Source organism: Billgrantia bachuensis (assembly GCF_011742165.1).
GTDB lineage: Bacteria > Pseudomonadota > Gammaproteobacteria > Pseudomonadales > Halomonadaceae > Halomonas > Halomonas bachuensis.
In genome coordinates this window covers 39,778-56,972 of record NZ_JAAQTO010000010.1, presented here as the reverse complement: position 1 = coordinate 56,972, position 17,195 = coordinate 39,778, and the positions used below count along the sequence as shown (strand labels likewise).

Here is a 17,195-nt window from a genome sequence, read left to right as displayed (position 1 = left end):
TGGTGCCCAGGAGAGGACTTGAACCTCCACATCCGTAAGGATACTAGCACCTGAAGCTAGCGCGTCTACCAATTCCGCCACCTGGGCGAACACGAGCGATTCGAGCTGATAAAGAGCGGGTTGCCTGGCCCGACCATCGATCCCGAAGGAGTCGAATGGTGCCCAGAAGAGGACTTGAACCTCCACGTCCATAAGGACACTAGCACCTGAAGCTAGCGCGTCTACCAATTCCGCCATCTGGGCAGGCGACGCGTATCTTACCCAATTCATGGCCCAATGCAAGAGCACCGGGTGAAATTCCCCTGGACGAGGCCGCATGGTGGCTGCGGAGGGGGCATCTTGAGCTTCGGTTATATGCTTTCTCTTCGGATAACGCCGCCATGGTTGGGCCGAACCGACACCGGCGCTATAATGCGGGCATGACAAACGACTCCATTAGCAACACCCTACGTACGCGGCCTCTCGCCCGCGCCCTTCCCGGAAGGCTGCCCCCGTTGCCAAGGATGCCCCTCGCATGACTCATTGGACGCTCAGCGACGACCCCCATGCCAGCCGCGAGGCCCACAAGTACGACAAGCCAGCGCCCAGCCGCGAGTACCTGTTGGCGCGCCTGGAAGAGTACGGCAAGCCGATCACGCACGAATCCATGAGCCGCATGCTGGGCCTCGAGGACGAGGAGCTACAGGAAGCCGTGCGCCGCCGCCTGGCGGCCATGGAGCGCGACGGCCAGGTGCTGCGCAACCGTGCCGGCGCCTACGCGCTGATCGACAAGCTCGACCTGATCAAGGGTAAGGTGCTGGGGCACCGCGACGGCTTCGGTTTCGTGCTGCGTGAGGACGGCAAAAAGCCCGACCTGGTGCTGCCGCCGCGCCAGATGCGCCGGGTCTTCCACGGCGATTACGTACTGGTGCGCGTCAGCGGCCGTGATCGCCGCGGCCGCGACGAGGCAACCATTGCCGAGGTACTGGCGCGCAATACCCAGACCATCGTTGGTGTGTTCCGCGAGAACACCTCCGAGTTCGGTGTGCTGATTCCCGAAAACCCGCGCATCACCCAGGAGGTGATCATTCCCCACAGTGCCTGCGGCGGTGCCCGGGACGGCCAGGTCGTATCGGCCAGGATCGTGCAGCAGCCCGACACCCGGGTGCAGCCGGTGGGCGAGGTGGTCGAGGTGCTGGGCGAGCGCATGGACCCGGGCATGGAAATCGACATCGCCATTCGCAGCTATGAGATCCCGGCCGAGTTTCCCCCCGAGGTGCACGACCAGATCGCCGAAATGTCCGCCGAGGTGGCCGAGCAGGACAAGCTGCACCGCATCGACCTGCGCGACATTCCTCTGGTGACCATCGACGACGAGACGGCCAAGGACTTCGATGACGCCGTGTGCGCCTGGAAGACCAAGTCCGGCAGCTGGAAGCTGATCGTTGCCATCGCCGACGTCTCGCACTACGTGCGCCCGGGCACGCCGCTCGACGAGGAGGCGATCCGTCGCGGCAATTCGGTCTACTTCCCGGGGCAGGTGGTGCCGATGCTGCCCGAGCTGCTCTCCAATGGGCTGTGCTCGCTCAACCCGCACGTCGACCGCCTGGCGATGGTCTGCGAGATGAATATCTCCAAGAGCGGGGTGATCAGCCGTTATCGCTTCTATGAGGCCGTGTTCCAGTCGCATGCGCGACTGACCTACAACAAGGTGGCGGCGATCCTCGACGGCGACGATGCCGAGGCGGATGCCCTGCGCGAGGAGTACCGCGACCTGGTCAAGCCGCTCCAGGGTCTGTACGAGCTCTACCGGGTGCTGCGGCAGGCTCGCGAAGAGCGCGGCGCCATCGACTTCGAGACCACCGAGACGGCGATTCTCTTCAACGAAGAGCGCAAGATCGAGAAGATCGTGCCGCGCAAGCGCAACGACGCCCACAAGATCATCGAAGAGTGCATGTTGGCAGCCAACGTCGCCACCGCACGCTTCCTCGACAAGCACGATCTTCCGGCGCTTTACCGTATCCACGAACGGCCCTCGCCGGAGCGGCTCGACAAGCTGCGCCTGTTCCTCAATGAGCTGGGCTTGTCGGTCGGCGGTGGTGACGAGCCCACGCCGCAGGACTACCAGGCGCTGGCCGAGGCGATTCGCGGCCGCCCTGATGCCGACGTGATCCAGACCGTGATGCTGCGCTCCATGAGCCAGGCGGTCTATTCGCCGCAGAACGAGGGGCACTTCGGTCTGGCCTATCCGGCCTACGCCCACTTCACCTCGCCGATTCGCCGTTATCCCGACCTGCTGGTGCACCGTGCAATTCGCTCGGTGGTCCGCGGGCCGCGCCAGACCAATACCGTACTGCGCGCCGAAGGGGCCAAGGTCGATCCGCCGAGCAAATGGTGCCCCTATACCTTCGAGCAGATGCTCGAGCTCGGCGAGCACTGCTCGATGACCGAGCGCCGCGCCGACGACGCCACCCGCGACGTCGAGGATTGGCTCAAGTGCGAGTTCATGTCCGACAAGCTCGGTGAAGTCTATGAAGGTACCATCGCCTCGGTGACCCAGTTCGGTATTTTCGTCCGCCTCGACGAGGTCTACGTCGAGGGCCTGGTGCACGTCACCTCGTTGCCCTCGGATTACTACCACTACGAGCCCGAGAAGCATCGTCTCAAGGGCGAGCGCACCGGCATGAGCTATCGTCTGGGCGATGGCGTCACGGTGCAGGTGGCGCGTGTGGACCTGAACGATCGCAAGATCGACTTCGCTCTCGAGAACGACAAGCCGCGGCCCAAGCGTGAGCCGCACAAGCGTCGTGGCGGAGGCGAAGCGAGCTTCACGCCCAAGCCCGATGCCCGCAAGGCTGCGGCCGACGACAAGGGCGAGCGTGGCAAGGGTAAGGGCGGTAAGCGTCGCCGCGGCCCGCGCAAGCCAAAGGCGCGCGGCTAATGGCGAAGGGGCACAAGGGCAGGCGGCGTGATACCGGGAAGAGGGTGGCACGTGACCCCGTCCTGCCCGGTATCCCGGGTGGGCTCGACGCGGTGTTCGGCGTGCATGCCGTTCGCGCCCTGCTGGAGCGCGGGGACGCCCCGCGTGTGCTGTGGGTGCAAGAGGGGGAGGCGCAGCAGCGCCTGGCCGAACTAGTCGATCGGGCTCGGCAGGGTGGAGCGCAAGTCGAGCTTCGCCCGCGTGACGAGCTGGATCGCCTGGCGCGGGAAGCCGCGCACCAGGGTGTCGTCGCTTTCACCGCGCCGCTGGCCTTCGAGAGCGAAGCCTCGCTGTGGTTCAAGCTCGAAGCCTGGCCTCACGAGGCACCACCGTTGCTGCTGGTGCTCGATGGTGTCACCGACGTGCACAATTTTGGCGCCTGCCTGCGCAGTGCCGATGCCGCTGGCGTGCATGGCGTGATCGTGCCCAAGGACAAGGCAGCACCACTCAACGCCACGGTGCGCAAGGTCGCCTGCGGCGCCGCCGAGAGCCTGCCGGTCTACCAAGTGACCAACCTGGCCCGCGCCATGGCCCGGCTCAAGGAATCCGGCATATGGATTACCGGCACCGCAGGCGAGGCCGAGGCACAGCTGTTCGATGCCGACTTCTGCGGACCCACTGCGCTGGTGATGGGCGCCGAGGGCAAGGGTATGCGTCGCCTGACCCGCGAAGCCTGTGACGGCCTGGTCAAGTTGCCCATGGCCGGCAGTGTCTCGAGCCTCAACGTCTCGGTGGCCACCGGTATCTGCCTGTTCGAGGCGGTACGTCAGCGACGAGGCGCCGGCGGTTGAGCCGCGAACGCCGCGCTGTCTTGCAAGTGGCGGCGCGGATCACTAGAATACAGGCGCCCGTTCCTGCGTGAGCGGGCGTAATTTATTTGACTATCACCTCCTTGCTTCCCTTGAGTACCAGTCCCGGTTTCACGCGGAAGCTGCCAACCCGTAAGGAGATCCCATGCGTCATTACGAAATCGTGTTCATGGTCCACCCGGACCAGAGCGAGCAAGTGCCGTCCATGGTCGAGCGCTACTCCAGCATCGTCACCGAGAGCGGTGGCACCGTGCATCGTCTGGAGGACTGGGGCCGTCGTCACCTGGCCTACCCGATCAACAAGATCCACAAGGCTCACTACGTGCTGATGAACGTCGAATGCAGCGGCGAGACTCTCGACGAGATCGAGAACATCTTCCGCTTCAACGACGCCATCATTCGCAGCCTGGTGGTGCGCTGCAAGGAAGCCATCACCGAAGCTTCGCCGATGATGAAGCCGGCAGACGACAAGCGTCCGCGTCGCGAAGAACGGCCGCGCACCGAAGAAACTGCCGAAGCCAACTGATAGCACGTACCGAGGAGTCTTTACATGGCACGCTTTTTCCGCCGTCGCAAGTTCTGCCGTTTCACCGCTGAAGGCGTGAAGCAGATCGACTATAAAGATCTGGATACACTCAAGGCCTACATCACCGAAACCGGCAAGATCGTACCCAGCCGCATTACCGGCACCAAGGCCCGTTACCAGCGTCAGCTGGCTACTGCCATCAAGCGCGCGCGCTATCTGGCTCTGCTGCCCTACACCGACAGCCACCAGTAAGCCGCGACTCGATGTTGCCGATTGCCCGATGGTTGATGCGCGGCACGCCATACGCCGCTGGCGGGGCAGCGTTGGCAGCGATCGTGCCCTGGCTGTTCTGGCTGAGTGGTGCCATCGTTGCCCTGGTCGCGCTGCGGCGCGGCCTGTCGCCGGCGCTGCCGGTACTGGTTGCCGCTGCCATCCCCGCCGGTTGGTGGTGGACCCAGGGCGATGCCATCCCGCTGGCCAGCGTCCTGCTGGTCACGCTGATGGCGGTGGTACTGCGCTCACGCATGCGCTGGGGCGAGGCGCTGATCGTTGGCACCCTGGCTACGGCGGCGATGATCCAACTTGGCATCTTCGTGCCGCCGGGCGGCACCGGGCCTCTGCTGGAGCAGCTGCGCCAGGGGTCGGCCGAGATCGACGCTATGCTGACCGAGCTGGCGCGGCAGGGCTTCGATACCGAAGAGCTGGCCACGCTGCTGATCGGTGGCATTACCGGCCTGGTCGTGCTGGTCGCCGCCATCGGTTGCCTGGCATTGGCACGCGCCTGGCAGGCGGGGCTCTACAACCCCGGTGGCTTTCGCCAGGAGTTCCATGCGCTGCGTCTGGCGCCGCGCGAACTCGGCCTGCTGGTGGTGCTCGGCGTGGTGAGTATGGTGCTGGGCTTGCCGTCGCTCTCCATGCTGGTCTGGGTACCGCTGCTGGTAGCCGGCATTGCATTGGCGCATGGCTTCATCGGGATAAAAGGCATGAACGGGCTGTGGCTGATTGCTTTCTACGTACTGCTGATCACCACCTGGCCCATGATTCTGATAGTGCTGCTGGTGGCCTTCATCGACGTGTTCGTGGATTTCCGCGGCCGTCTGGCCCCTCGCAGCGACTGACAAGAGGTTAACGAGATGGAAGTCATTCTGCTCGACAACATTGGCAAGCTGGGCGGCCTGGGTGACAAGGTGGCCGTCAAGCCCGGCTATGGTCGTAACTACCTGGTGCCCTACGGCCTGGCCGTGCCGGCCACCAAGGACAACGTGGAAGCCTTCGAGGCGCAGCGCGCCGAGCTCGAGGCACAGGCCGCCGAGCGCAAGGCGATCGCCGAGTCGCGTGCCGCCCAGTTGGCCGAAATCGAGCTGTCGCTCGTGGCCAAGGCCGGTGAAGAGGGCAAGCTGTTCGGCTCTATCGGTCCGCGCGACCTGGCCGAAGCGCTGGCACAGGCCGGCATCGAAGTCGCCAAGAGCGAAGTTCGCATGCCTGAAGGTCCGATCCGCCAGACCGGCGAGTACGACATCGACCTGCACTTGCACGCCGAAGTCGACGCTACCGTGCGTGTGGTCGTAGTCGCCGAGTAAGCTTCACGACTGACGCAGCAGTAACGCCAGGGGGCGCGGGGAAATATTCCCTGCGCCCCTTGTTTTTCTTCGTCTGGAAATAAGTTCCTTAGACATTGGTAGTAATATTACGGTTTGCCTTTGCGTCACAACTCTTAAACGATTAAGTTTTGGCCTGGCCTGGATCCGCTTCGTTTCAGGCCAGGGCGGCAGGCCATTAAGGCATCATTGTGATGCTTGTCTGGAACGATACAGTGCCGTGCTTCGCCCTTCCTTCTTGTGAAAACAAACGAACATACAAGCATAAAAGGAACAACTGCGATGAACACCGCCTTGCTACGAAACCCGCTCGTTGCTGCCGTGGCCGTGGCCAGCTTCGGCATGATGGGGCACGCCGTTGCCGATAGCACCGACCTGGAGCAGCGCCTGCTCGAACTCGAGAATCGCATCGCCGCCGCCGAGCAGCGTGCCGCCGCCGCAGAGCAGCGCGCCGAACTCGCCGAAGCCCAGGCCGAGGGGCGATTGTCCACGGAGGAGGTGGAGGAGCGCCTGGCCAAGGTCGAGCGTCAGGCCAGCGGTGAAGAGGGTTTCTCATTCAATGTCTACGCCCGCTCGGGGCTGCTGCTGGGCGAGGACCGCAAGAGCATCGAGGGCGGGCCCTACGTGACGCCCGTCGGTGGGCTGGGTGGCGCCGTGGGTCGTCTGGGCAACGAGCCCGATACCTACGCCGAAGCTATCCTCAACTACCGCATGCAGTTCGACAACGGCGCCAAGGCGCTCTACCGCACCATGCTGGCCAGTGGCACCACCACCAGCAATGACTGGGACGACGATTCCAACCTCAACGTGCGCCAGGTCTATGCCGAATTCAGCAACCTGCCGAGCTTCACCGGCGCCTTCGAGAACGCCTCGATCTGGGCCGGCAAGCGCTTCGACCGCGATAACTTCGACATCCACTGGCTCGACAGCGATTTCATCTTTCTCGCCGGTACCGGTGCCGGTATCTACGACATGCAGCTGGCCGACAACTGGCGTTCCAACTTCTCGCTCTACGGGCGCAGCTTCAGCGACTTCCCCGTCGATAGCGAGGATCCCGGCGATACGGGCTCTACCGATAGCCTGATCGTCACGTCAAACAACTACTTCGGTAACTGGCAGTGGATGCTCAACGGCCTGTCGGCGGCCGACAATGACGAGCGCGACATCGGCGAGAACCAAGACGCCGCCGACAGCGGTTTCCATACCATGGTGGCCTATCACGGCGACAGCTTCTTCGGCCTGGGCGAGGGTAACTTCAAGCTGGCGCTGCTGCACGGCCAGGGCCTGGGCGCCCAGGTCAAGGGGCTCGGCAGTGACGGCGACCTTACCGACGATGCCGCCGCGACTCGTCTCGGCATCTACGGCACCACCTACCTGGCGCCGACGTGGCGCGTGGCGCCGGCGATTCTCGCCGAGACCAGCGAGGACCGCTACGTCGAGGGGGATCAATATGACTGGGCGACGCTCAACGTGCGCCTCGCCAACGAGCTGACCGAGAATTTCGAGATGCAGTACGAGGCCAGTTACCAGTGGATGGATCTCGATTCACGCGGCTACAACGGCAACGGCGCCGCCGAGGGCGACTACACCAAGTTCACCATTGCGCCAACCTTCAAGCCCCAGGTGGGCGGCTTCTGGCAGCGCCCCGAGATCCGTCTGTTCGCCTCCTGGAGCGATTGGGACGAGGAGCTCAACGGCTACGACGGCGACGATGCCTTCGGCAGCGACGGCTTCACCGGGGGCCAGTGGAGCTTCGGCGTCCAGACCGAGGTCTGGTTCTAGTTCAAAGATGCCCGTCAGGGCGGGCCAAGCTCGCATGCTGTTTCGATCCTTTGCCGCGACCGGTTTCGGTCGCGGTTTTTGTCGTTTCGAAAGGTAGGGCGGACCCCGGCCATCGGGTAGAATGGCACGGCCCGTTCCCATGAAGGTTGTTGCGCCATGAACGACACGCTCGAGCTCGATAAGGAAACCGCCGCGCTCAAGGTGCCGCCGCACTCGCTCGAGGCCGAGCAGTCGGTGTTGGGTGGCCTGATGCTCGACAACCAGGCCTGGGACAACGTGGCCGACCGGTTGGTGGCGGACGACTTCTATCGCTACGAGCATCGCCTGATTTTCAATGCCATGATCGGTCTCGCCGAGGCGGCCAGGCCGCTCGACGTGGTCACGCTTTCCGAGGCGCTGGAGGGGCGCGACCAGCTCGACACCGTCGGCGGGCTCGCCTACCTGGCCGAGCTGGCACGCAATACGCCCTCGGCGAGCAACATTCGCGCCTATGCCGACATCGTTCGCGAGCGGGCCACCCTGCGCAAGCTGATTCGTGCGGCCAGCCAGATCGCCGACGGCGCTTTCAGCCCTCAGGGCCGGCCGGCCGACGAACTGCTCGACGAAGCCGAGCGGCTGGTGTTCCAGATCAGCGAGGAGCGACCCAAGTCGGGTGGCCCCATCGGCATGAGCGAACTGCTGGCCAAGGCGGTCGACCGCATCGACGAGCTGTTCAACATGAAGGGCGAGATGACGGGGCTCTCCACAGGCTTTCGCGACCTCGACGAGATGACCTCGGGCCTGCAGCCCTCGGACCTGGTGATCATTGCGGGACGCCCCTCCATGGGCAAGACCACCTTCGCCATGAACGTGGTGGAACATGCGGTGATTTCGAGCGACAAGCCGGTGATGGTGTTCTCCATGGAGATGCCGGCGGATGCGTTGATGCTGCGTATGCTGTCGTCGCTTGGGCGCATCGACCAGACCCGGGTGCGTACCGGCCAGCTCGAGGACGAGGATTGGCCGCGGCTGACCTCGGCGGTGAACCTGCTCAAGGACAAGCAGCTGTTCATCGACGATACCGCGGCGCTGTCGCCCAACGAGATGCGCTCGCGGATGCGCCGCCTGGTGCGCGAGCACGGCAATCTGGCGATGGTGATGATCGATTACCTGCAGCTGATGCAGATCCCCGGCTTCTCCGAGAACCGCACCGGTGAGATCTCGGAAATCTCGCGCTCGCTCAAGGGGCTGGCCAAGGAGTTCGGCTGCCCGGTGATCGCGCTCTCCCAGCTCAACCGCTCGCTGGAGCAGCGCCCCAACAAGCGCCCCGTGATGTCGGATCTGCGCGAATCGGGCGCCATCGAGCAGGATGCCGACGTGATCGCCTTCGTCTATCGTGACGAGGTCTACAATCCCGATAACCCGGACAACCAGGGCCTGGCCGAGCTGATCATCGGCAAGCAGCGTAACGGTCCCATCGGAACGGTGCATATGGCCTTCATCGGCAAGTACACTCGCTTCGAGGACCTGGCACCTGACAGCTATGGCGAGGCGTTTGGCGAATAACCCAAGGCGGCGCTTGAGCCTCACGTGCGGCTCCGTATAATGCCGAGCCCCCGACAGTCGTTTTTCGAGGTGAGACCATGGCAGGCGGATTTCGGCGCGGCAAGCGCCAGCGCACCCCCAAACTGGAAGCGCGCGGCGAACTCCAGTCGCTGGAGCGTGAAGGGCCGTTCAAGGAATGGCTGGGCATGCCGGATCTCTATCGTTTCCAGCTGGTCGTCGACGGCGAAGCCTACAGCTACCAGACTGAGGATGCCGAACTCGCCGTGGCGGTAGGCGACCGCGTGGTGTTCCGCTACAAGGAAACCAAGGCAGGCAAGTGGGTCGACCGCAACTCCCTGGCCAAGGCGATCGATCCTTCCGACTATCAATAGCCTCGTCGCGGACAGTGTTCGGGAACCCTTCTGACGCCGATGTTGTCATAAAATGAATATGCCAGCGTCATGTAGATTACATCGGGCACAGTCATGCTGTGCCCGATGCATGTCCAGCAGGCACCAACGGCACGTCATCTAGACATGGAGGGAACCATGGAATTCGAACAACTGAAGAGTTTCGTTACTCGACACCACAATTTCGAAGTGCGAGTCATCACCCATTCCGGTAGCCGCTGCTACCAGGTGGAGCTGGAAGACATGGAGGGAGGGCGCCATCTCCTGACCCAGCGCGGCAAGCCGACGGTCTTCCGTTCATTGGAGGATGTCTATCTCGAGTTGCAGCGCGCCGGCATCCATCGTGCCTTTCTGGTTCAGCACGTGCCGCAGGACGAGGTGATCGGTCGCCAGGCCCACTACCACGATCCGCTGACGTCCCGCATGCCACTGGTCTTCTAGGCTAGCGGCAACCCGGGCAAGCCGCCCGGGGCTGCCTTGATCCAAGTTATACAAATTGCTTTCATAGTATAACTTCATGCCGCGCAAGCTCCTCGCCTGATACAATGTCCGCTCCTTTTTTCATGAGGAGCGCAGTGCATGTCCACATCGCAAGTGGAGCCGGAAACGATGGAGCGGCAGCGTCCTGCCCATGCTCCAGCGGACCATACCTCGGTTGCAAAACCCAAGGTAGGTGTCGTGCTGGCCAATCTGGGCACGCCGGACGCTACCGACTACTGGTCGATGCGGCGCTATCTCAGTGAGTTTCTCTCCGACAAGCGAGTGGTCGACTATCCGAGCTGGAAGTGGCAGCCGCTGCTGCAGTTGGTCATTCTCAGCCGGCGTCCGTTCAAATCCGGCGAGGCCTACCGCAGTATCTGGAATAGCGAGAAGAACGAGAGCCCGCTGCTGACCATTACCCGCGAGCAGACCCGCAAGATGGCCGAAGCCCTGGAGGCGCGTCACGGCGACCGGGTGCGGGTCGATTTCTGCATGCGCTACGGCAATCCTTCCACCGACAGCGTGCTGCGTCGGCTGCAAGCCGAGGGCTGCGAGCGCATCCTGTTTTTCCCGCTTTACCCGCAGTATGCCTCGCCGACCACCGCCACCGCCAACGACCAAGCCTTTCGCACGCTGATGAGGCTCAAGTGGCAGCCGGCCATTCGCACCGTGCCGGCCTACTTCGAGCATTCTGCCTACCTCGAGGCCTTGGCCAGCTCGGTACGCGAGGCATACGCCGCCGCGGAGACGCCGCCGGAAGTGCTGGTGGCCTCCTACCACGGCGTACCCAAGCGTTTCCTCACGGAAGGCGATCCCTACCATTGCCAGTGCCAGAAGACCACGCGACTGCTGCGCGAGCGGCTGGGCTGGCCCGAGGGGGGCATTCATACCGCCTTCCAGTCGCAATTCGGCCCGGAAGAATGGGTCGGGCCGCCGACCGTGGATCACGTGGCGGAGCTGGCGCGCCAGGGCAAAAAGCATATTGCGGTGGTCTCGCCGGCGTTCTCCTCCGACTGCGTGGAAACCCTCGAGGAGATCAACGAGGAGATCCGCGACAGCTTCCTGGCGGCCGGTGGCGAGCGCTTCACCTACGTTCCCTGCCTCAACGACCGCGACGATCATATCGCCGCGCTGGTGGCGATCGCCGAGAACGAGCTGGCCGGCTGGCTGTAGCCCGCCAGCCCGTTACTCAGCCATGACCGCGATCGGGGTGGGGGACCGGCCTCTCGCCGATCTCCTCGGGGCGTAGCTCAGGGGGGCGCCCACCGGTTTCGTCGATGTGCTTGAGCTGCATGTGCAGTCCGGTCTTGGCCAGCAGGTGAGCGCTCACTGGAGCGGTGATGAAAAGGAACAGGGTGATCAGCATCTCCTGAATGTCGGGCTTGCCCTGGGTGACCCAGAAGTAGAGCATCGAGGCGATCAGCATGCAGCCGATGCCCAGGGTGGTGGCCTTGGTGGGGCCATGCAGGCGCATGTAGAAATCGCGCAGGTGGGCCATGCCCAGCGAGCCGATGAAGGCGAAGACGCCGCCGGCGACGAGGAAGAAGGCGATCACGCCCTCGAGGATCACGTACAGGGTCATGCGGCCTCCTATTCGATGATGTCGCCGCGCAGCAGGTACTTGCATACCGCCACGGTGCTGATGAAGCCGAGCATGGCGATCAACAGGGCCGACTCGAAGTAGGTCTTGGTGTTGAGCCACAGCCCCATCAGCACGATCAGCGCGATGGAGTTGATGTACATGGTGTCCAGCGCCAGGATGCGGTCGGGCATGTCCGGCCCTACTGCGAGCCGGTAGACGTTCAGCAGCAGGGCGAGGACTACCAGCGTCAGGCTGATCGTCAGCGCAATGTCTAGCATTCGTAGATCTCCTTCAACGGCTGCTCGTAGCGCTCGCGGATATGTGCGATCAGTGCCGCCTCATCCTTCGCGTTCAAGGCGTGGATCAGCAGCGTCTTGCCGTCCATGCGCAGGTTTGCCGAGACCGTCCCCGGCGTCAGGCTGATGGTGTTGGCTAGCAGCGTGATGGTGAAGCGGTCCTTCAGCATCAGCGGGTATTCCACGAAGTGCGGGTGCAGGCGGCGGCGCGGATTGATGATCAGCCAGGCCACCTCGATATTGGCGATCAGGATGTCGCCCAGCACGCGCAATACGAAGCGCAGCAGTAGCCAGGGCTTGGCGATACGCGGCTGAGCGTCCCAGAAACGGTGGGTCGCCAGCGGAATCGTTACCGCCAGGAAGGCGCCCAGCAGAAATTGACCGAAAGCCAGGCTGCGCACCAGCAGCAACCAGACCACGAGCAGCAGAATCGACAGCAGCGGCGTTGGTAGCCAGGAGCGAGGCTTGATCATCGGGCTTCTCCGGCGCTGGGTAGCAGCGCATCGATCATGAGCTGGGGGGCGGCCAGCTGGTCGGCGGTGGCGTTGGTATAGTCGCTGACCGGCCCGGCCAGTATCACCAGCAGCGGCGAGGCGGCCAGTAGCCAGGTCACACCGAACCACTTGCGCCAGGTCAGTGACTCTCCGGCAGGCTCGCCCTGGCTGCGCCAGAATAGGGTGGAGCCGGCGCGTGACAGCGCGATCAGTGAGCACAGCCCCGTGAGCAGCAGGACCGGCCACAGCCAGGGGCGTTGGCCACCCTCGGCGGCGGCCAGCAGCAGCGCCTTGCCGATGGCGCCGGAAAGCGGCGGCAGGCCGGCGACCGATACGGCGCCGAGGAAGAACAGCCCGGCGAGCCAGCCGCCCTGCTGCAGCGGGCGGCCCCGGACCAGGCGAGTGCCGGCCTTGCCGCGCTGCTGGCCGATCAGTTCGGCCAGCAGGAACAGTCCGCCGGTGATCAGGGTGGTATGGATCAGGTAGTAGAGCAGGGCGGAGACCGCTCGCGGCGAGCCCATGCCGATACCGGCGAGCAATGTACCCACCGAGACCAGCACCAGGTAAGCCACCAGCAGGCGCAGGTCGCGTGCCGCCAGCACACCGACGCCGGCCGCGACCAGGGTGGCCAGCGATAGCCACCAGACCCAGGCCTGCTCCAGGTTGGCAAGTGGTCCCGCGGCGTCGCCGAAGATCAGCGAATAGACGCGCAGGATGGCGTAGATGCCGACCTTGGTCATGATGGCGAACAGCGCCGCCACCGGAGCGGGGGCCGCAGCATAAGTGCGCGGCAGCCAGAAATAGAGCGGCAGCATGGCGGCCTTGAGCCCGAACACCACCAGCAGCATCAGACCGCCCGCGGTAACCAGCCCGGCCCGCTCGGCGGGCAGCTCGGCAAGGCGTGCCGCCATGTCGGCCATGTTCAGGGTGCCGGTAGCGCCATAGAGCACGCCCACGGCAATCAGGAACAGTGCGGAGCCGGCCAGGTTGAGCACCACATAGTGCACCCCGGCTTGAATCCGCGCCTTGCCACCACCGTGCAGCAGCAGGGCATAGGAGGCCAGCAACAGCACCTCGAAGAAGACGAAGAGGTTGAACAGGTCGCCGGTCAGGAAAGCCCCGTTGATGCCCATCAGCTGCCACTGGAACAGGCCGTGGAAATTGCTGCCGCGCTCATCGTCGCCGTCGCAGGCGAAGACCACGGCGCCCAGTGCCAGCACGGCGGTGAGCAGTACCATCAAGGCCGACAGGCGATCGAGCACCAGCACGATGCCGAAGGGAGGCTGCCAGTCGCCGAGGGCGTAGTAGGTGACCTCGCCGCTTGCCGCCTTGCTGACCAGGGCAATGCCGACTGCGACCAGCAGGGCGGTGCTGACGACGCCGATCAAGCGCTTCAGGTGCGTGCCGCCAAGGCGACGGTACAGCAGCAGAATCCCCGCCACCAGGGGTAGCACGATGGGCAGAACGATGAGGTGCGCCATCAGCTGCGCTCCTCATCGTCATGGGAGCGGCCGTCGACGTGGTCGTTGCCGGCCTCGCTGCGTGCTCGCATCGCCAGGATCACCACGAAAGCGGTCATGGCGAAGCCGATGACGATGGCGGTGAGCACCAGCGCCTGCGGCAATGGATCGGCGTATTCACCACCGCCGTTGACGATGGTCGCCCCATCGGTGGTGAGTCCGCCCATTGAGAAGAGGAAGAGGTTGACGGCGTAGGAGAGCAGGGTCAGGCCGACGACGACCGGGAAGGTGCGCCCACGCAGGGTCAGGTAGAGCCCGCAGGCGGTCAACACGCCGGTAGTGATGGCGTAGAGGCTTTCCATCAGGTGTTCTCCTTGCTGGGGCGCGTCGTGGTGTCGGTAAAGCTCTCGACGGGTTCCTTGGCTGGACGATGGGGCGTGGTGACCTTGCCCAGGTTGGCCAGGATCATCAGCGTGGCGCCCACCACGGCGAGATAGACGCCGAGATCGAACAGCATGGCCGTGGCCAGCTCGAAATCGCCTGCCAACGGCAAGTGGAAGTGCCCAAACGCCGACGCGAGGAACGGATAGCCGAACAGCCAGCTGCCAAGGCCGGTCAGCGTGGCGATGCCGACCCCGGCAACGGCCACCGGCTGATAGGGAAAATCGAGCCGTTGCTGCGCCCACTCCACGCCGCGCGCCATGTAGAGCAGGATCAACGCCACGGCGGTGATCAGGCCGGCGATGAAGCCGCCACCGGGCAGGTTGTGTCCACGCAGGAAGATGAAGGCGGACACCAATAGAGCCAGGGGCAGTAGCGCCATGGAGATGGAGGTGAGGATCGCCGGATAGCGATCCGGCGACCACACGCGTCCTTCGCCATCGCTGTGCGGCATGTACAAGCGCAGGCGATTGAGCAGCTTGAAGATGGCCAGGCCCGCCAGTGCCAGCACGGTGATCTCACCCAGGGTATCGAAACCGCGGAAGTCCACCAGGATGACGTTGACCACGTTATGGCCGCCGCCGCCGGGTACGCTGTTGTCAATGAAGAATCCGGAGATCGGGGCGTTGTCGCGGGTCAGCACGGCATAGTTGAGGCTGGCCACCACCAGGCCGAGGGTGCCGGACAGGACGATGTCGCGCAGGCTGCGGCGGTGCGAGGACTCAGGTGGTGTCTTCTGCGGCAGGAAGAACAGTGCCAGCATCAACAGGATCATGGTCACCACTTCCACCGAGAGCTGGGTCAGCGCCAGGTCGGGGGCGGAGAAGCGAGCGAAGGTCAGCGACACCACCAGCCCCACGACCGAGAGCAGCAGCAGCGAAATGAGGCGATAGCGGTGCGTGATCGCGGTGCCGAGGCCACCGAACAGCAGCAGGCCGGCACCCAGCAGCAGGATGCCATCGAGGGGTTGGTTGCCCTTCTCCCCGGTAAGGCCGGTCATCTCCGCGAGCCCCAGCGCGCCGGCGATTAGGGTGGCGAGCAACAGCCAGGTCATGTAGCGCTGCAGTGAAGCACCGTCGAACCAGGCGAGTCCGGCTTCGGCGGCATTGGCCAGGCGCTGAACGGCCGACTCGAAGACCAGCCGCGCATCGATCGGATGAAAGCTGCGGGCAAAGCGCCGCAGATCCGCGTGGCGCCAGTAGGCGGCGGCCCCCGCGACCAGTGCTATCAGGCTCATGATCAGCGGCAGATTGATGCCGTGCCAGATCGCCAGGTGAAAGTCGAGTGGCTCGCCCAGTGCCGCTTGGGTGGCCGGGGCGAGCAGCCCCTCGGCCAGCACTGGTACGAGCCCTACCGCCACGCAGATCACCACCAGCAGCTCTACGGGGGCGCGCATCAAACGCGGTGGCTCATGGGGCGCCTTCGGCGGTGGCTCCTGGGCGGGCTTGAAGAAGACTGCGTGAACCAGGCGCAGGGAGTAGGCAACCGAGAGAATGCCGCCGAGCGTAGCCAGCGCCGGCAGCAACCAGCTCAGCCCGCCCAGCACAGGAGTGGCCAGGGTCTCGGTAAAGAACATCTCCTTGGAGAGAAAACCGTTGAGCAGCGGTACGCCGGCCATGGCGGCAGCGGCCAGGGTGGTCAGCAGGGCGGTTACCGGCATGGCGCGGCGCAGTCCGCCCAGGCGACCGAGTTCGCGAGTACCGGTTTCGTGGTCGACGATACCCGCACTCATGAACAGCGCTGCCTTGAAGGTGGCGTGATTGAGAATATGAAAGAGTGCGGCGAGCACGGCCATCGGGCTGCCGATTCCCAGCAGCATGGTGATAAGTCCCAGGTGGCTGACGGTGGAGAAGGCCAGTATGCCTTTCAGGTCTGTCTTGAGCAGCGCGAACCAGGCGCCGTACAACAGCGTGGCCACGCCCACCAGCGATACCGTCACCGACCACAGCGCACTATCGGCAATGGCAGGATGCAGACGCGCCATCAGGAAGATGCCCGCCTTGACCATGGTGGCGGAGTGCAGGTAGGCAGAGACCGGCGTCGGCGCCGCCATGGCGTGCGGCAGCCAGAACTGGAACGGGAACTGGGCCGACTTGGTGAAGGCGCCCAGCAGCACCAGCACGAGCATCAACGGATAGCGCGGGTCGGCGACGATGATGTCGCCGCTCGCCAGCACCTGGTCCATGGAGTGGCTGCCCACCATGTCGCCCAGCAGCAGCAGGCCGGCGAGCAGGGCGAGGCCGCCCGCGCCGGTCACGGTCAGGGCCATGCGTGCGCCCTTGCGCGCATCGCTCTGGTGAGACCAGAAGCCGATCAGCAGGAAGGAAGAAATGCTGGTCAGCTCCCAGTAGAGCCACAGCAGGATCAGGTTGTCCGCCATGACGATGCCGACCATGGAGGCCATGAACAGGATCAGATAGGCATAGAAACGGCCGTAGGGCTCCTCGGGCGAAAGATAATAATGCGCATAGAGCAGGATCAGCAGGCCGATGCCGAGGATCAGCAGATTGAACAGCAGCGACAGGCCGTCCAGCCGAAAGGCCAGCTCGAGGCCCAGGGCGGGCAGCCACTCCAGCGAGAAGCGCAGCGCTTCTCCCGCCGCCAGCGCCGGCCATTGGGCCAGGACCAGCAACAGGGCGAGGGCCGGTGGCACGGCGGTGGCCAGCGAGCAGAAGCGTCGGCCTCGGTGCGCGCTGAGCATGGGCACCAACATGCCCAGCAGCGTTAGCAGGGGTATCCACAACAGTGTCATCGTTCGCTCATCCTGCGCGGGTCCGTGAGGAGAGGGGCATAGTTTGCCTACGGGACGGGAGGACGCAAGCATCAAGCGTTTG

General features: G+C 64.3%; 17 protein-coding genes and 2 tRNA genes. 11 read left to right on the top strand and 8 right to left on the bottom strand.

Annotated features, from left to right (window positions below):
• Both HBJ55_RS04300 and HBJ55_RS04295 read right to left on the bottom strand, forming a co-directional pair.
• Positions 1-87 (bottom strand) — tRNA-Leu (locus tag HBJ55_RS04300).
• A gap of 69 nt (positions 88-156) precedes the next feature.
• Positions 157-243: transfer RNA gene (locus HBJ55_RS04295), tRNA-Leu, on the bottom strand.
• Positions 244-514: 271 nt separating this feature from the next.
• On the opposite strand from HBJ55_RS04295, the gene rnr reads away from it, so the two are divergent.
• The 11 genes from rnr (at position 515) to hemH (ending at position 11,261) form a co-directional block, all read left to right on the top strand.
• Positions 515-2,920 (top strand): ribonuclease R, encoded by a 2,406-nt coding sequence (rnr, locus tag HBJ55_RS04290; RefSeq protein WP_167111388.1) that lies wholly within the window; start codon positions 515-517, stop codon positions 2,918-2,920.
• A 44-nt stretch (positions 2,921-2,964) separates the two neighbouring features.
• A complete protein-coding gene (gene rlmB, locus HBJ55_RS04285; protein WP_422674167.1) occupies positions 2,965-3,750 on the top strand; it encodes a 23S rRNA (guanosine(2251)-2'-O)-methyltransferase RlmB in 786 nt (261 codons plus the stop codon).
• 163 nt (positions 3,751-3,913) lie between these two features.
• Entirely contained in the window at positions 3,914-4,294 is a 381-nt protein-coding gene (gene rpsF / locus HBJ55_RS04280) for a 30S ribosomal protein S6 (RefSeq protein ID WP_167111383.1), read from the top strand.
• A gap of 24 nt (positions 4,295-4,318) precedes the next feature.
• Positions 4,319-4,546: a 30S ribosomal protein S18 gene (gene rpsR, locus HBJ55_RS04275; protein ID WP_010629658.1), complete on the top strand. Its 228-nt coding sequence runs from the start codon at positions 4,319-4,321 to the stop codon at positions 4,544-4,546.
• 11 nt (positions 4,547-4,557) lie between these two features.
• Entirely contained in the window at positions 4,558-5,412 is an 855-nt protein-coding gene (locus HBJ55_RS04270; protein WP_167111381.1) for a YybS family protein, read from the top strand.
• Between the two features lie 15 nt (positions 5,413-5,427).
• Positions 5,428-5,874, top strand: coding sequence for a 50S ribosomal protein L9 (gene rplI / locus HBJ55_RS04265; RefSeq protein WP_167111379.1), 447 nt, complete (start codon positions 5,428-5,430; stop codon positions 5,872-5,874).
• 300 nt (positions 5,875-6,174) lie between these two features.
• Positions 6,175-7,674: a carbohydrate porin gene (locus HBJ55_RS04260; protein WP_167111377.1), complete on the top strand. Its 1,500-nt coding sequence runs from the start codon at positions 6,175-6,177 to the stop codon at positions 7,672-7,674.
• A gap of 156 nt (positions 7,675-7,830) precedes the next feature.
• Entirely contained in the window at positions 7,831-9,219 is a 1,389-nt protein-coding gene (gene dnaB, locus HBJ55_RS04255) for a replicative DNA helicase (protein ID WP_167111375.1), read from the top strand.
• Between the two features lie 77 nt (positions 9,220-9,296).
• Complete coding sequence (locus HBJ55_RS04250; protein WP_167111373.1) at positions 9,297-9,590, top strand: hypothetical protein; 294 nt, start codon at positions 9,297-9,299, stop codon at positions 9,588-9,590.
• Between the two features lie 156 nt (positions 9,591-9,746).
• Complete coding sequence (locus HBJ55_RS04245) at positions 9,747-10,049, top strand: DUF6482 family protein (RefSeq protein ID WP_167111371.1); 303 nt, start codon at positions 9,747-9,749, stop codon at positions 10,047-10,049.
• Between the two features lie 138 nt (positions 10,050-10,187).
• Positions 10,188-11,261 carry a ferrochelatase gene (hemH, locus tag HBJ55_RS04240; protein ID WP_167111369.1) on the top strand — a complete coding sequence of 358 codons (1,074 nt, stop codon included), beginning with the start codon at positions 10,188-10,190 and terminating at the stop codon, positions 11,259-11,261.
• 16 nt (positions 11,262-11,277) lie between these two features.
• Here hemH and HBJ55_RS04235 read toward each other — a convergent pair whose 3' ends face one another.
• The 6 genes from HBJ55_RS04235 to HBJ55_RS04210 are packed head-to-tail and all read right to left on the bottom strand — an operon-like array spanning position 11,278 to position 17,113.
• Positions 11,278-11,670 (bottom strand): Na+/H+ antiporter subunit G, encoded by a 393-nt coding sequence (locus HBJ55_RS04235; RefSeq protein ID WP_206022192.1) that lies wholly within the window; start codon positions 11,668-11,670, stop codon positions 11,278-11,280.
• Between the two features lie 8 nt (positions 11,671-11,678).
• Positions 11,679-11,948: a K+/H+ antiporter subunit F gene (locus HBJ55_RS04230; RefSeq protein ID WP_111413250.1), complete on the bottom strand. Its 270-nt coding sequence runs from the start codon at positions 11,946-11,948 to the stop codon at positions 11,679-11,681.
• Positions 11,942-12,439, bottom strand: a complete 498-nt coding sequence (locus HBJ55_RS04225) for a Na+/H+ antiporter subunit E (RefSeq protein ID WP_167111367.1) — start codon at positions 12,437-12,439, stop codon at positions 11,942-11,944. Before HBJ55_RS04225 ends, HBJ55_RS04230 begins: the two co-directional genes overlap by 7 nt.
• Positions 12,436-13,944 carry a monovalent cation/H+ antiporter subunit D gene (locus tag HBJ55_RS04220; RefSeq protein WP_167111400.1) on the bottom strand — a complete coding sequence of 503 codons (1,509 nt, stop codon included), beginning with the start codon at positions 13,942-13,944 and terminating at the stop codon, positions 12,436-12,438. Before HBJ55_RS04220 ends, HBJ55_RS04225 begins: the two co-directional genes overlap by 4 nt.
• Positions 13,941-14,282, bottom strand: a complete 342-nt coding sequence (locus HBJ55_RS04215) for a Na+/H+ antiporter subunit C (protein WP_167111365.1) — start codon at positions 14,280-14,282, stop codon at positions 13,941-13,943. The genes HBJ55_RS04220 and HBJ55_RS04215 overlap by 4 nt, the downstream gene beginning before the upstream one ends.
• Positions 14,282-17,113: a monovalent cation/H+ antiporter subunit A gene (locus tag HBJ55_RS04210; RefSeq protein WP_167111363.1), complete on the bottom strand. Its 2,832-nt coding sequence runs from the start codon at positions 17,111-17,113 to the stop codon at positions 14,282-14,284. The genes HBJ55_RS04215 and HBJ55_RS04210 overlap by 1 nt, the downstream gene beginning before the upstream one ends.
• Positions 17,114-17,195 lie beyond the last annotated feature (82 nt).